The 15974-nt window shown below is 39.4% G+C and carries 9 protein-coding genes; 3 read left to right on the forward strand and 6 right to left on the reverse strand.

Features of this window, described 5'->3' with window-relative positions; all coding sequences use genetic code 11:
- Positions 1 to 9: 9 nt before the first annotated feature.
- Together ACO052_RS04000 and ACO052_RS04005 are read left to right on the forward strand one after the other, a co-directional pair.
- Positions 10 to 5232: a M14 family zinc carboxypeptidase gene (locus tag ACO052_RS04000; RefSeq protein ID WP_422106727.1), complete on the forward strand. Its 5223-nt coding sequence runs from the start codon at positions 10 to 12 to the stop codon at positions 5230 to 5232.
- A 213-nt stretch (positions 5233 to 5445) separates the two neighbouring features.
- Positions 5446 to 10428: an immunoglobulin-like domain-containing protein gene (locus ACO052_RS04005; RefSeq protein WP_422106728.1), complete on the forward strand. Its 4983-nt coding sequence runs from the start codon at positions 5446 to 5448 to the stop codon at positions 10426 to 10428.
- A 52-nt stretch (positions 10429 to 10480) separates the two neighbouring features.
- Here ACO052_RS04005 and ACO052_RS04010 read toward each other — a convergent pair whose 3' ends face one another.
- The 5 genes from ACO052_RS04010 to ACO052_RS04030 are packed head-to-tail and all read right to left on the reverse strand — an operon-like array spanning position 10481 to position 14468.
- A complete protein-coding gene (locus tag ACO052_RS04010; protein WP_422106729.1) occupies positions 10481 to 11194 on the reverse strand; it encodes a 3'-5' exonuclease in 714 nt (237 codons plus the stop codon).
- Entirely contained in the window at positions 11191 to 12345 is a 1155-nt protein-coding gene (locus ACO052_RS04015) for a serine hydrolase domain-containing protein (RefSeq protein ID WP_422106730.1), read from the reverse strand. The genes ACO052_RS04010 and ACO052_RS04015 overlap by 4 nt, the downstream gene beginning before the upstream one ends.
- Positions 12320 to 12877 carry a PaaI family thioesterase gene (locus tag ACO052_RS04020; protein ID WP_422106731.1) on the reverse strand — a complete coding sequence of 186 codons (558 nt, stop codon included), beginning with the start codon at positions 12875 to 12877 and terminating at the stop codon, positions 12320 to 12322. Before ACO052_RS04020 ends, ACO052_RS04015 begins: the two co-directional genes overlap by 26 nt.
- Entirely contained in the window at positions 12877 to 13350 is a 474-nt protein-coding gene (locus tag ACO052_RS04025; RefSeq protein ID WP_422106732.1) for a methylated-DNA--[protein]-cysteine S-methyltransferase, read from the reverse strand. The genes ACO052_RS04020 and ACO052_RS04025 overlap by 1 nt, the downstream gene beginning before the upstream one ends.
- A complete protein-coding gene (locus ACO052_RS04030; RefSeq protein ID WP_422106733.1) occupies positions 13350 to 14468 on the reverse strand; it encodes a CNNM domain-containing protein in 1119 nt (372 codons plus the stop codon). The genes ACO052_RS04025 and ACO052_RS04030 overlap by 1 nt, the downstream gene beginning before the upstream one ends.
- Positions 14469 to 14538: 70 nt before the next feature.
- Here ACO052_RS04030 and ACO052_RS04035 point away from each other — a divergent pair, with 70 nt between their 5' ends.
- Positions 14539 to 15261 (forward strand): GLPGLI family protein, encoded by a 723-nt coding sequence (locus ACO052_RS04035; protein WP_422106734.1) that lies wholly within the window; start codon positions 14539 to 14541, stop codon positions 15259 to 15261.
- Positions 15262 to 15319: 58 nt separating this feature from the next.
- Here ACO052_RS04035 and ACO052_RS04040 read toward each other — a convergent pair whose 3' ends face one another.
- Positions 15320 to 15970, reverse strand: a complete 651-nt coding sequence (locus ACO052_RS04040; RefSeq protein WP_422106735.1) for a hypothetical protein — start codon at positions 15968 to 15970, stop codon at positions 15320 to 15322.
- Positions 15971 to 15974 lie beyond the last annotated feature (4 nt).

The following is a 15974-nucleotide window of genomic DNA, read 5'->3' on the forward strand; positions in this document are numbered from 1 at the left end:
CCCAAACAAATGAAAAAAATTATCCTACCCTTAACCGCTTTGTTATTTGTGTTATCGCAATTTATCGAGGCGCAAGACCAATTCTCAAGAATTACAATTACTAATCCAACTCCTCAAGTTCAATATCTTTTAGCAGAACGCGGTATAGATTTAAGATGCGGTGCCTCTCACGACCATAATCACAATAGCTTAACCATAGATATATCTGATACCGACCGTAATGTTTTGGATCAATTAGGCGTAGCTTATACTATTAGAATAAGCAATATGCAGGAGTTTTATAACCAAAGAGCTGTAAATAATCTACCTCAAGCCATTATGGCGGCGCAGTTAGAAGATGCACAAACACGAGCGGCGCAAGATGCGGAGTTACTGATGCGAGGATCTATATCTAGTCAAATATTGGACAATTATCTACAATATGACGAACTCGATGAAAAGGATTGGACCAAACCCTTAAATTGGGAACTTGGCTCTATGGGAGGATGCTACACCATTTCTGAGATGGAAGCAGAATTAGACCAGATGAGAACCTATTCCCAAACAAATGGTTTAGATATCGTTTCTGTGAAGCAGGACGCTTCCCCAACAGGACAGACTACATGGGGTAATCCGGCAAGTAGTATCACCAACAATGGCCTTACCTATTCAGGTCAAGGTACGAGCCGTTGGGATCCACGAACAATTTATTACGTCCGAATTACGGGTAATGAAAGTTCAACAGCCGAAGGTACAAGACCTCAAATGTTATTTACTTCAATGATTCACTCAAGAGAGGTAAGTGCATTAATGGGGAATATGTATTTTATGTGGTACCTCATAGAAAACTATAATACCGATCCTGCCATTAAAGAATTGGTAGACAATAACGAACTGTATTTTGTACCAGTGGTCAATCCTGACGGTCTGCGATGGAATGAGCATGTGAATTCATCAGGTGGTGGGATGCAACGAAAAAACTTGAGACCTAACACAGGAGGTACAGGAAATACCTCTGTGAATAGAGGTGTTGATTTAAATAGGAATTTTGATTATTTCTGGGGAAGTGCAGGAACCGGCTCTTCAAATACTCCAACCAGTGATTCTTATAGAGGACCCACTGCTGCTTCTGAGCCAGAAACCCAAATTATGGTCGATTTTATTTTGGCAAGAAATTTTAAAACGGGTATTTGGAATCATTCATTTGCCAACTCAATTCCGCATCCCTATGGAGGGAATCCAAGCTTTGTATCTGGTCGGGAAGATGAAATGCACGAAATGCATGCAGACATGACCAAATATAACAGATACGTATCTGGCGCCACCATATTTACGCCTGCCAATGGTATTGCCGATGACTGGATGCTTGGTGGAAGTATGGATACCAATGGTTCCGTAGGATCTGGACAAAACATATTGGCAACGACACCAGAACATGGAGGTACAGGATTTTGGCCTACTCCTACAGATATTATGCCAATTGCCAAGCGCTCTATGCGTATTTCTTTAATGGGAGCCTATCACGGTGGTAAGTATGCAAAATTTCACGATTTAACCCAAAGTGATATATCAAGCTTATCTCCAACCTTGGATTTTGCCATAGAAAGAATAGGCCAAACGGCCAGTGATTTTACCTTATCGGTAACACCGGTATCCGCTAACATTACCAATATTGTATCCCCGTCAACCCAGTCTGGAATGACGGTTTTAGAGCAGCGCAATGTCACGGCTTCTATGACTTTAGACCCAAGCATTCAACCTAATGACGTCATTGAATACAAGATACAACTCTCTAATGATGTTGGTGTATTTTATGAGATTAATATTGAAAAGTATTATCAACCGACATTACTGTTTTCTCATAGCCCAGATACCGATGGATTAACAGGCTGGACTAATAGTGGATGGAATAATACAACTGCGGATGCTTATTCTGGCAGTAATTCGTTGCGTACAGGATCTTATGCTAACAATGCTACTGAAACATTGACGACTTCTAGTAGTTATGATTTGTCAAGCTCTAGCGAAGTTTTAGTTCAATTTTATGCCAAATGGGATATTGAAAGAAATTTTGATTTTGTTGAACTACAAGCGTCTACCAATGGAAGTACATGGGTCAATTTAAATGGAAAATATAGCAAACCAGAGTCGTCATCGAGTACGAATGACCATGATGCAAAAGGGACTTCTGATGAAGCATTTCAAGGCAATACTGCCTCTGGGCATATTTATGACGGTGACCGTATGGATAAGTGGGTCATGGAAGAAATTGTCATAGATGGTACTAATAATGCGTCTATTTTTGGGGCTTCTAATGTGTCTTTCAGATTTAGATTGCGATCAGATTCTGGAAATGCATTTGAAAACTACTCGGCTAATGCCGAAGGGTTCTACTTAGATGACTTTAAAATTATAAGTATACAAATTCCATGTGCAACTACGGTGCCTACTGGCTTAGCGGCAAACAATATCACCTCTTCTGATGCAGATATCAGCTGGGATAATATTCCTTCTGCGACTTATGACATTAGATACCGTCAAACAGGAACGTCGACATGGACTGAGGTTTCAGATTTATCTACCAATAGTTACGCCATTTCTGGTCTTAGCGAAACGACGGAGTACGAAGTTCAGGTGAGAACTAGATGTACGTCTTCGACTTCGGCTTATACCAGTTCTGTAACATTTACAACAATAGTTTTTGTACCCTGTACAGGTACAGTAATCACATCATTCCCTTATACGGAAACCTTGGATTCTGGTATTGGGGATTGGACACAAGACTCAGGAGATGATGGGGATTGGATATCTTTTAGCGGTGCATCTCCATCACCTAATACAGGCCCTTCTGACGATATTACTGGAGGTGGTAATTATCTTTATATAGAGGCGTCTGCTAATGGTACGGCGGGAGAGATCGGTGCTAATGCCACAGCAATGCTAACAAGTCCATGCTTTGTCTTGTCTGATCCTGATTACAGTTATTTTACGTTCAACTATCATATGTATGGTGCTAACACAGGATCATTAGTCGTAGAGATCTCAACGGATAATGGAGGTAACTGGACTACTGTATTCTCACAATCTGGAGACTTAGGAGATGCATGGAATGTCCATAATATGGACCTGGCTGCCTATATAGGACAAACTGTTAAATTAAGATTTACGGGTACAACCGGTGGTGGATTTGCAAGTGATATAGCTATTGACGACATGAGAATAGGCAGTAGCGCCGTATATTGCGACTCTCAAGCGACTGATACTAATTTATTCTTAGGGATAGCAGGTGTACAATTAAACACAATAAATAATACATCTACGGCACAGTTATACACCGATTATACGTCAATTTCCACAACCCTTTCTAGAAATACCACTTACAATATTACCCTAACACCAGATTATAATGTTGCCACTACTAATGCCGTTGGATATGCCGTTTGGATAGATTACAATAGAGATGGTGATTTTGATGATAGTGGAGAACAAGTTTTCACCCAGTCACCGGTAACTGGCGGTGGTTCTGTGAACGGTAATATTACAATTCCAAGTAGCGTGATAACAGGAAACACAAGGATGCGAGTATCGTTAGAGTTTAATACAATACCTGGTTCTCCTTGTGGTGACTTCCAGTATGGAGAAGTAGAGGATTATACCTTGTATCTCTTCAATGGACTCGTATATCAAGGTGGTAGCTGGACACCGAATAATCCTAGTGCATCAACAGGCGCAGAGGATGCCTTAATTTTAGATGGTACTTTTAATGCGACAAGCAACTTTAGTATCAATAATATGACGATTAGTTCAGGGGCGACATTAAATTTAAATAAAGCCAATGCCATTACAGCAAATGGTAATATTACCAATAATGGTACATTCGTCTTAGATTCGGATTCGAATGAATTTTCAAGTCTTATGGTTAATGGTACAGTAACAGGTAGTATTGATTATAATAGATACGCAAATTCTAATGCTGGGGGTAATGATTTAATTGCTCCTCCAGTGAGTGGACAATTGTTTACGGATTTCTTGTCTAACAATACTAATATTCATTCAAATGCGGGACAGACATTGTACTTGTTCGGTCCTTTTGAGAAACCAACTAACGAATACCAAATATTTACAGCTGGTGAAGTGGCTACCTTAGATGCCGGTACTGGATATAGAGTAGCTTCTACGGATAATGGCACCTTTACATTTTCTGGAATCGTTAGTACCGGAAATGTCGACATTCCAATTTTAAAATCAGGACCTAATTATGATAAATGGAACCTTATAGGGAATCCTTATACAACCTATATTACATTGTCAGATTTCTTAGCGGCAAATATTTCGGAATTGGACATATTTAGCGCCGCCATATATGGCTATGATGCAGATAATTCTAATGGTAGCAATTGGACCATTTGGAACCAAGCCTATTCCGATGCAAACCCAGGTACCTTAATAGCACCTGGACAAGGTTTCTTTGTGTCATCAAAGGATGGTGGTGCTACGATTTCGTTTACACCATCAATGCGAGCTATTGGAACATCTGATGATTTTATCGCCGGACGAAATACAAGTACGATTGGGCACTCTATTTTAAAGATGACGACAGCTACAAATATATTTGAAACAGAGCTTTATTTAAATGATAATACCACTTTGGGATTAGATATAGGCTATGATGCTGAGTATTTTGGCGGAGCCCCTTCTGGTTTCTCAATTTATTCTGAGTTAGTCGAGGATAACCAAGGTAAGGATATGGCCATACAAGCGATAAGCCATAGTGATGCCAATGAGTCTACGATCATTCCTTTAGGAGTTAATGCTGCACAAGGGCAAGAGATAGTCATTAGTTTGGAGAGTACCAATGTGACCCAAGATATTTATTTAGAGGATACTCAAACGAATGCAATAACACATTTAAATACCTCTGATTATACGTTCAATCCAACCACGGATTTAGTGGGTACGGGACGATTCTATCTAAGATTCGGACAGCAAGCACTATCTACAGATACTCCTGAACTTGATAGGCTTCAGATATACAGCGATGCGGATTTACAGCAGATTGTAATCCGAGGCTTGTTGACCGAAGAAACGGATGTAACGCTATTCGACATTCAAGGTAGAGCCATATTGCGAAAAGAACTCATCTTGAACAATGTAGTAAATACCATAAATACATCTCATCTTATGAGAGGGGTTTACTTAGTGCAACTGAATAATGGAGCGTCTACAATTACTGAAAAGCTGATTGTAAGATAAATAGCATAATGACAATGACAAAAAAGCTCAGAAATTTTCTGGGCTTTTTTGTTTTTATATGCCATAAGTAAATGCATTCTTACTTTCAGTTACGGTTTTTCCGCACTTTTTTGGTTTTGTGTGCAATAGTTATTAACACGCTCTATTTCTTGTTAAAATTTAGTTAATTTAAAACTAGGAAAGCTATTAATTAATCTATTAACCTCAACATTTATGAGAATTAAAGCACTGCTGCTCATCGCAATGATGACAGCAACGGCCACCTTGTGGTCTCAAAGTAAGGTATTTTGGCAAAAACAAACTTCTAATGCCAGTTTACTATCGAAAACAAGTCATCAATCATTAAAAGAATTTCAAACCTTTAGTTTGAATGTCAATGCACTAAGGCAGGCCTTGAATGGCGTTGCCCAACGGAATGATTTTTCCGTTTCATCGAATACCATTTTATCCTTTCCAAATGCTGAAGGGAAGTTACAGCGTTTCTCTGTTAAAGAGGCCTCGGTAATGCATCCTGATTTACAGTCGCGATTTCCCGATATCAGATCTTATGTCGGTCAGGGATTAGACGATGCTTCATCTGTTATAAGATTCAGCTTGTCGCCATACGGGTTTAGTGGCATGATTCTATCCACTAATGGCAATAATACATTTATAGAACAGGTAGCTCGGGGATCTGACAACTATATCGCATTTAACAGGAAAAACAGAATCGATTATCACAACAATTTTGAGTGTGAAGTAACTGAACAAATGAACCGTAAGGTCACATCAGGTTTTGTGATGAAAAATGCAGATGATGCCGTTCTTAGAACGTATAGAATTGCGGTATCTGCTACAGGAGAATATACACAATACCATGGTGGCACTAAGGCCCAAGCACTGGCAGCCATTAATACCACAATGACACGAGTTAATGGTATTTTTGAAGTGGACTTTAATGTGACTATGATTTTAATAGCCAATACGGACGATGTCATTTATACCAGTACGGCAACCGATCCTTATGGCAATACCACAAGTGGATATAATTCCCAATTACAAAATACACTAACCAGTGTGATTGGTGAAGCGAATTACGATATTGGTCATTTATTTGCAAACCTTCAGAATAATGGAAATGCAGGATGTATAGGCTGTGTTTGTGTGAATGGTCAGAAAGGAAGTGGATGGTCCTCTTTAACCATCCCAGAAGGGGACCCGTTTGACGTGGATTATGTTTCTCACGAAATAGGACATCAGTTTGGGGCCAACCATACTTGGACATTTGGTGGCAATGAAGGTACCAATGTACAGATGGAACCCGGTAGTGGTTCGACAATCATGGGCTATGCTGGTATTACTGGAGGTACGGATGTTCAAAACAACAGTGATCCCTATTTTCATGCGGCTTCTATTGAACAGATTACAAATTATATTAAAACAACAAATTGTCAAACCAATACAAATACGGGGAATAATGTCCCTAATGTCAATGCTGGTGCCAACTATACCATTCCTAGAGGAACACCTTTTGTATTAGAAGGTTCTGCTACAGATGCTGATGCAGGTGATGTATTAACGTATTGTTGGGAACAGTACGACGAAAATAATGCGTCTACGACAAACCCAAGTGTAAATGCCACATCAGGAGTAGCGTTTAGGTCATTTAATCCAACGACCGATACGAAGCGTTATTTTCCGAGGTTAGAAACCATTAAAGCAGGTGCAACATCATGGCAATGGGAAGCGGTTCCTAATGTGGCGAGAAGCCTAAACTTTAGATTGACGGTTAGAGATAATGTTGCAGGTGGAGGCACAAATAACAGTGATGATATGGTCGTTACTGTAAATGGTACCGCTGGACCTTTTGTAGTGAACACACCAAATACTAATGTGACCTGGAATGCAGGTACGGCACAAAGCGTGAGTTGGGATGTGGCTGGCACCACTGGAAATGGAATAAATGCTGCTACAGTCGACATTTTGTTATCCACAGATGGCGGGGATACCTATCCCATAACCATTGCTTCTGGAGTAGCCAATGATGGCTCTCACGATATCATAGTACCGAACAATCAAGGGAACCAGAATAGAATCATGGTTAGGGGATCTAACAACATATTCTTTGATATTTCGAATACGAATTTTACAATTGGCGCGCCAGTCGTTTGTAATGCTGATGTTCCCACTGGTTTAGCGGCTTCAAATGTAGCAGAAACCAGTGCGACACTAAGTTGGGATGCGATACCTGGAGCCACATACGATTTAAGATATAGACAAACGGGAACATCCACTTGGACAACGATTGCTGTAACGGGTATTTCTTCAGACGTTACGGGTTTAACGGCTTTAACGCCATATGAAGCTCAGGTCAGAAGTAAATGTTCAGGCGGCTCTAACTCAGCCTATAGCGCCTCAGTGAATTTTACAACTACCGATGTTCAATTAAACTATTGTGATTCGGCGAGTACAAATGTCAATGACGAATTTATTAGTCGTGTACAATTGAATACGATTGATAATAGTTCTGGAGCTCAATTTTACTCAGATTTTACCAATATATCTACAACGCTTACTAAAGATACGCAATACACTATTACCATTACGCCAACATGGACGGGTACTTTATATAATGAGGGTTATGGTGTTTGGATAGATTATAATAGAGATGGCGATTTTACAGATGCTGGAGAAGAAGTATTTACTTTAGCACCAAGTCAAACTACACCAGTCAGTGGAAGTTTTACAATTCCCTCAGGAGCTGTTGAGAATTCTACCAGAATGCGTGTTACAATGCGCTATAATCAAATACCCGGACCTTGTGATAATTTTACTTATGGAGAGGTTGAAGATTATACAGTGATCATAGAAGGTAATGCACCAGATACTGAAGCTCCAGTCATTACCTTAAATGGGGCATCTACTATAAATTTAGAGTTGGGTGATCCCTATACAGAATTGGGTGCTACCGCGACAGATAATGTCGATGGAGATTTGACCTCGAGTATTGTTGTTGGTGGCGACGTGGTAAATACAAGTGTTGTTGGGTCTTATCAGGTAACCTATAATGTAAGTGATGCGGCTGGTAATGCAGCAACAGAGGTGATTAGAACAGTTAATGTCAACGCCGATACAACCCCGCCAGTGATTACCTTAATTGGCGCATCGACCATCAACTTAAATGTTGGAGAGACCTACAATGAATTAGGAGCCACAGCAACAGATAATTTTGATGGGGATATTAGTGCTAATATTGTTATTACGGGTACGGTTAATACTGCAGTTGCAGGAACTTATTTTGTAAATTATAACGTTAGCGATTCATCTGGAAATGCCGCAACTCAAGTGACAAGAACCGTCAATGTAGCTCCGGATACAACACCACCAGTCATTACTTTAACAGGTGCCTCAACCATCAACTTGAATGTAGGCGATACTTATACCGAACAAGGAGCAACGGCTACTGATAATTTGGATGGTGATATTAGTGCTAATATTGTTATTGGTGGTTCAGTTGATACCAATACCGCAGGAGTTTACCAAGTCACGTATAATGTGAGTGATGCTGCCGGCAATGCCGCGACGGAAGTTGTTAGAACGGTTAATGTCAGCGCCGATACTACGCCACCAGTCATTACCTTAATTGGTGCATCGACCATTAATTTAACCGTGGGTGATACCTATACGGAACAAGGGGCGACTGCGACGGATAATTTAGATGGCGACCTCACTGCCAATATCGTTATTGGAGGGTCCGTCAATACCAATACGGCTGGTGTTTACCAGATTACTTATAATGTGAGTGATGCTGCAGGCAATGCGGCTACGGAGGTGATTAGAACGGTTAACGTTTCAGATCCATCTTCTGGATGTTCAGGTGGAATTTCCACTTACCCTTATACCGAAGGTTTTGAAGGCTCAATTGGGGCATGGACACAATCAACCGCAGATGATTTAAATTGGTTGGTAAATTCTGGAATAACCCAATCTAATAACACTGGACCATCTTCTGCCGTGGAAGGCTCAAGTTATATTTATGTTGAAGCTTCTATTAACGGTACAGGCTATCCAGACAAGAGAGCAATCATTACCTCTCCTTGTTTTGATTTAGGCGGATTAACAAATCCAGAATTTAGCTTCCAATACCATATGTTTGGAGCAGCGGATATGGGTTCTATCGATCTAGAGATCTCTGATGATGACGGTAGTACTTGGACGAGTATCTGGAACCAAACAGGAAATCAAGGTAACCAATGGTTGACTGTAAATTTAGATTTATCAGCTTATGCAGGTGGTAATGTTCAAGTAAGATTCAATCGCTTTGTAGGCAGTACTTGGCAAGCTGATATTGCTATTGATGATGTACAATTGTTAGAGCCGGCAGCACCGACCTGTGATGATGGGATTCAAAATGGTGATGAAACCGGTGTCGATTGTGGTGGGTCTTTCTGTGCACCTTGTAGCACGTCTAACGTCATCCTTAATGAAGGCTTCTTTGAAACAGGTCTCGATGGATGGATTGATGGAGGTAGCGATTGTGCTAGAGTACAATCGGCAAATTCCTTTGAAGGGCTTTGGTCAGTGCGAATTAGAGACAATTCTGGCGTAGCTTCGTCAATGACCTTAAACAACATAGACGTCACGCCTTACAGCTCAGTTGAAGTTGATTTTTATTTCTATGTCTTTAGCATGGAGAACGGTGAGGATTTCTGGTTGCGCTTCTTTGATGGTTCAGTTTGGAATACCGTACAAACCTGGACTAGAGGTGTAGATATTGATAATAACACCTTCTACAATGCCACAGTAACGATTACACCTGCACAGTACAACTTTGCGGTTAGTTCTGGATTTAGATTCCAGTGTGATGCTTCCGGAAACCAAGATCAAATATTTATTGATCAAGTGACTATTACAGGAATTTCAAGTGGTTCACGCGGTAGTAAGGATAAGTTAGAAATTGTAGGCTATGGAGATTCACCTGAAATTTCGGAATTGGATATCAACGTGTATCCAAATCCGGTAAAAGGAAACATTCTAAATGTTGAGGTTTCTAGCCTAGATGTGTTCGACTACAGAATTGTAAATATTCAAGGGCGTACAGTAGCTCGTGGCACTTCCGAAGGTAAAATAGACGTTTCTCAACTCAAAGGAGGTCTATATTTCATTGAAGTGAATGACGGTGATGAAATGATCACTAAGAAGTTTATTAAGAACTGATTAAATAGTAAAGTCCTTTGAAAAAACCCAGAAGTTAAGCTTCTGGGTTTTTTTATATATGTTTAATCTCACTATCATGAAGTAGCGTATCACCTCTAAGCCGCAATAGCACTTGTGCTACGGCAATGGTATCTTTTTCGCAGTAGCTGACAATACGGTCTATATCATTCTCCTCATAGTAAACGTGATAAACTTCGCTTCCGTCAATATCGTCTTTTGGGGAAGGAATACCCAAAACATGGGTGAGTAGTTTTAGAGAGGTATAGGTTTTATAATCACCGAATTTCCAGAGTTCTAAAGTATCTAAATGTGGTACCTCCCAAGGTTTTTTGCCGAAAAGATTCAATTTATAAGGTAATGCTATGCCATGAATAATCATTCTCCTAGCGATATAAGGAAAATCGAACTCCTTACCATTATGGGCACATAATAAATGCTTGCTATGGCTAAAATGAGAAATAACCAGATTTTTAAAGTCTTTTAAGATGTTTACTTCGTCGCCATGGAACGAGGTTACTCTATAAGTTCTCATATCACCATCCATATTAAAGTAGCCCACAGAAATACAGATAATTTTACCAAACTCGGCCCAAATGCCTGCTCTAGGGTAAAATTCTTCAGCCGTAAACTCGTCCTTACGCTGGTATTTAGACTTCGCCTCCCAAAGTCCTTGTTTGTCCGTATCTAAATCAAGAAACGCTTTGGTTTCAGGAACGGTTTCAATGTCTAAAAATAGTATATCTTCTAGGTTGAGTTTAGAAATCATAATCCTAACATTTCATAAGCTTCTTCTATATAAAGGGTAATATCATTGGTAAACTTACCGATTCCAGCATCTGGTGATTTTTGGTGGCCTAGCCTGATAATGATTACATTGTCCTCAGGCTGAATGATGACGTACTGCCCTAAATGACCGCGCATCATCTTAAAGTTTTTACCACCGACATCCTTCATCCACCACCCATAGCCATATTCTGGACTTTCCGGAAAACGAGGAGTAATGGCTTTTGCCACAAAGGCCGAATCTAAAAGTTGTTGACCATTCCATTTCCCATGGTCCTTAAATAGTTTTCCAAAACGGGCAAAATCTTTGGCATTGCCAGCAATACAGCAGTAAGCTTTTACCAAATCATGGCCATCGCTATCCACTTGCCAAAGCACATCATTTTCACTTCCCAAAGGTTTCCAAAAGCTTTCTTCTAGATATTTGTATAATTTTTTACCTGTTGCTTTTTCAATGACCATTGCTAACATTTGTGTATCCCCGCTAGCATATTTAAAGGCTTGTCCAGGGTCGTTTACAACCTTAAGGCCATTAGAGACTTTTGCTAAGTCATCATCAAAATAGGCACGTGTCGTTATTGATAATGGTGAGTAATAGGCTTCATCCCAATCTGTACCAGAGGCCATACTGCTCAAATCCCCAACCGTTGTTTTTGATGCTTTCCCTTCACAGAAATCAGGTAGAAAGTCGCAGATAGGTTGATCTAAACTTTTAATATAACCATCCTGAATAGCTTTAAACATCATTCCTGACACATAACTCTTTGCCATTGAGAAGGAGTTGGACTTTGAATTTTCCCCAAAACCATCATAGTACTCCTCAAACCAAATACTATCATTTTTTATAATGACGTATGCAATGGTCCCCCAATCGTTATTAGCTTTTTGTAAGGCTTCGGTTGGTTTTACCGAGTTATAGGCCTTGTGATTTGGCCAAGGTTGTGGACGCTCACTGGCTTCGATTCTTCGGTTATCAAAATACTTGTAATCTTCTAAAAAGGCAGTCGTGTGTCCATTCATGTAAATGGTACGAACGGCTTTTAGGAGATAATCCGTATCTGTAATGTATAACACTACAATGAGTAGCCCTAGCAGGATGATAAGGTATTTAAATAGCTTTTTTAGAAATTTCATTGTTATCGTTTGTTAATGATGTCTTGCGTTTCTTCAACTTTTCTTTATAAAAACGCTTATCTGCGATATAAAGTGTTTTATTAAAAGTAGCAATTATATGCTGTTTGTCGTCAACCAGACTCATGGTCTTAAGAATATCCGTTTCCTTTTTTTCGTCGACCTTCTGTTTTATGGTTTCAATTTCGGCTTTAGTAAAACTAAACTCACCATAAATAGTAGATTTCGCAGGTTTTCTATAACGCGCTTCTACCGCCTTATCCCAAACAACATAGTCATTGCCTAAGATTTGAAGCAGCTGAATCATATAAATAGGATCTGTTGCAGCTAGCATGCTTCCTCCAAAAATGCTTCCTGCATAATTTCGATTTTTCCAGTTAAGTCGAAGACGAATTTTCACATAATGCAAATCATCGCTCACCTCAATCAACTTAGCGGTTGTTCTGCGGTACATCGGAGACCAATTAAAGCCATATTTATATATGGTAGACACCTTAAAAAAGCGCTTTAGAAATTCTGTGCCCGATTTATACATCAAAAAAGGGTTTGCTGTTTGTACTCACTTTCATGATTGAGCAGCCATTGTTTTCTGTGTAAGCCACCAGCATATCCGGTTAAGCTACCATCACTTCCTATAACCCTGTGGCAAGGTACAATGATCCATAGTGGATTTTTTCCGTTGGCGCTTGCCACAGCTCTAATAGCTTTAACATCGCCCAATTGTTTTGATAGGTCCAGATACGATATGGTTTTACCGTAGGGAATTTGCTGGAGTAAGTTCCATACCTTTTTTTGAAAGACTGTGCCTTCAGGATTTAAGTTGAGATCAAACGATTTTAATTGATTATTAAAGTAAGCCTTAAGCTGTGTGGTGCAGTCTAAAAGCGACTCCGGAATCACCGTCGATAGTTCTACGTTAGTATCTAATATAGAGACAGACGATATGCCATTGGTGTCACCAACAATTTTAGCATGTCCAAGAGGAGTTTCGATATAGCAGGTATCCATTAATTTTCGGGATTATCATTTTCTATTAACCCAAGACGTTTTGCCCTGGCTTCCCAGCTCTTTCTGGCAAGTAATTGTAAATCGGACACGTTATCACTCTCGTCCATAATTTCTAATCCAAGGAGGGTTTCAATAACGTCCTCCATAGTGACCAATCCGCTTACCGAACCGTATTCATCGACCACTAGAGCCATGTGGTTTCTGCTTTCTACTAATTCTTCAAAAAGGGTGGGTATGGCTAGGCTCCGGTTAACAATAATAATACTTCGTTTAATTTCTGATAGCAACTTGGACTTACGGCCTAGTGCCATCTCCTTAAAAACTTCGTCTTTTAGAACCAAACCGGTAATATTATCAGGGTCCTCGGTATAAACGGGAATGCGCGAAAAACGAATATTTTGGTTGGCAATAAAAAAGTCCTCAATGGTGGTATTTTCGTTTTCGGTTTTCATCACCGTACGTGGTGTCATAATATCTTTGGCCTGCACATCTTTAAACGTTAGAAGGTTTTTAATGACTTTACTTTCGCTCTCTTGAAATACACCTTCTTCTTGAGCAATATCGGCCATAGCATGGAAGTCCTCACGACTTAAAACACTGCCATGGTGGCCTTTCCCAAAGAGTTTTGTAAAGAGTCGCATAAGCCATAAGACACCGGTCCATTTGCATATAAAGATTAAAACATTTAAAGCTTTGGTAGAAAAGTTCGCTAACTGTTTCCAATAGGTAGCACCAATGGTTTTAGGGATAATTTCTGAAGCCACTAAAATAAGTATGGTCATTATCGTAGATACCAAGCCTACCATAATATCTTCCGTAAACTCTATACCCAATAGACTTCGTTTTGTGCTGCCATAAAGCTCAGCATATGCTACTTTTGCTTGTACACCAACTAGAATAGCACCAACGGTATGTGCAATAGTGTTGAGGGTAAGTATGGCAATCAAAGGCCTATCGACATCTTTTTTTAAATCTTCTAAATCATTGGCGTAAGCTTTGCCTTCATTCTTCTTTACATTGATAAATGTGGGTGTGATACTCAGTAAAACAGCCTCTAAAATGGAACATAAAAATGAAAAGAAAATGGAAATGACAGCGTAAAAAATGAGTAAGCCCATTAATGTATTGAAGTTTTGTTGTTACGAAGTTACAAAATGAATACTTAAATTAGATTTCATATATTTAAATATGAAAAATAAACTGACGATTCTTTTTGTAGTTGTATCTCTAGTGACATGGTCTCAGACCAAAGGAAAAATAACGTATAAAGTCTCCATCGATAAGAGTACTATAGAAGAGCCATATGAAAACCCTGAAAATACAGATGCTAGAAATGAAGCTCTGGAGATGCTTCATGAATCCCAGCCTGTGGAGAGTTATTTAGTGTTTAATGATAGTATTTCGCTTTATTATGTAGAGGATAATAAGGAAGTGCCAAAGTTTGAAAATATAGATGGCGCTATATCTATTAATCCGACAGGAATTAATTTTAATCATGGTATGGCAGGTGGGGATAGACTTTTTTATACAGATTGGAGCCGCAATTATAACATTAGTACTTTCGAAATATGGGGCGAAAAGAAGCGTGTAAAAGTAGACTCAATGGACTGGACAATTACTAATGAAACTAAAGAGATTAAAGGCTACTTGTGTAAAAAAGCCATAAAGGATTCGGATGAAAAAAGAGTAGCTTGGTTTACCGAAGACCTCCCGGTTAAGCATGGGCCAAGAGGTTTTAATGGTCTTCCAGGGTTGATCCTAGAGTTCTATAATAACAAACATTACTTTGTTGTAAAGGAAATAGAATTTAATCATCCAGAAGTTAAAGATATTATTGAACCAAAAGAAGGGCCACTAATTACTAAAGAAGAGTTAAGAAAATTAGCTGGAGATCCGTTTGGAAAAGATTAGAAAATCAAAAAGCCTTAACCTAATAATATAGGTTAAGGCTTTTTGATTTTAGGTGCCCTTAATTTTTTGCAGCACGTTTTGCTGCTCTAGCTGCTTGTTCTGCTTCGCGTTTAGCCCTTTCCAATTCGCGCTCTGCACGCTCTAATTCACGTTTGGCTTTTGCTACGGCGCGCTCACTTTCTTTTTTAGCATCTGTACCAGAAATAAAGTGCTTTAAATCCTTACCAAGTGCATTGATTTTTTCGGTATACCCTTTTGATGCTAAATCTGTATCCAAATACATTCTTAAGTGGCCCTTAGTTAATTTACACTCAAAGATGTCATTCCCATTTTTACTGTCTGACCATAAATAGGTGTTACCTTTTACGCTAAGATTATCTTTTCCCAATGCCTCTATTAATATGGCCTTCACACCTTCGTTTTTTGATTGATGATAACGCGCTCTAAACTTGTACTCATCGTCTGAAACAGACACGGATACCGAACTGTTATGTATTTCGTTATCGTCATGCTCCACAGACACGGATTGTGATGTTCTTGAAATGGTCTTTGAGTTTGAAGTTTTAGGTGGCGTGGGTGGCTCAGGTGTGGTCTGTGCACTAAGGCTAAATGTTAAACAGAATGCAGTGATTAACACAACACAGACTGTTGTTTTTACATCAATTATTCTGATGCTTCCATTGACGTTTTTTGACTTTTTGAAATTCATAATA

This window comes from Winogradskyella sp., from assembly GCF_965228925.1.
In the GTDB taxonomy this organism is placed as follows: domain Bacteria; phylum Bacteroidota; class Bacteroidia; order Flavobacteriales; family Flavobacteriaceae; genus Winogradskyella.

Excerpts from the sequence above, each read along its gene's own strand:
- ACO052_RS04020 (WP_422106731.1), bottom strand. The coding sequence starts at position 12,877 with ATGTATAAATCGGGCACAGAATTTCTAAAGCGCTTTTTTAAGGTGTCT.
- ACO052_RS04015 (WP_422106730.1), bottom strand. The coding sequence starts at position 12,345 with ATGAAATTTCTAAAAAAGCTATTTAAATACCTTATCATCCTGCTAGGG.
- ACO052_RS04035 (WP_422106734.1), top strand. The coding sequence starts at position 14,539 with ATGAAAAATAAACTGACGATTCTTTTTGTAGTTGTATCTCTAGTGACA.
- ACO052_RS04000 (WP_422106727.1), top strand. The coding sequence starts at position 10 with ATGAAAAAAATTATCCTACCCTTAACCGCTTTGTTATTTGTGTTATCG.
- ACO052_RS04040 (WP_422106735.1), bottom strand. The coding sequence starts at position 15,970 with ATGAATTTCAAAAAGTCAAAAAACGTCAATGGAAGCATCAGAATAATT.
- ACO052_RS04030 (WP_422106733.1), bottom strand. The coding sequence starts at position 14,468 with ATGGGCTTACTCATTTTTTACGCTGTCATTTCCATTTTCTTTTCATTT.
- ACO052_RS04005 (WP_422106728.1), top strand. The coding sequence starts at position 5,446 with ATGAGAATTAAAGCACTGCTGCTCATCGCAATGATGACAGCAACGGCC.
- ACO052_RS04025 (WP_422106732.1), bottom strand. The coding sequence starts at position 13,350 with ATGGATACCTGCTATATCGAAACTCCTCTTGGACATGCTAAAATTGTT.
- ACO052_RS04010 (WP_422106729.1), bottom strand. The coding sequence starts at position 11,194 with ATGATTTCTAAACTCAACCTAGAAGATATACTATTTTTAGACATTGAA.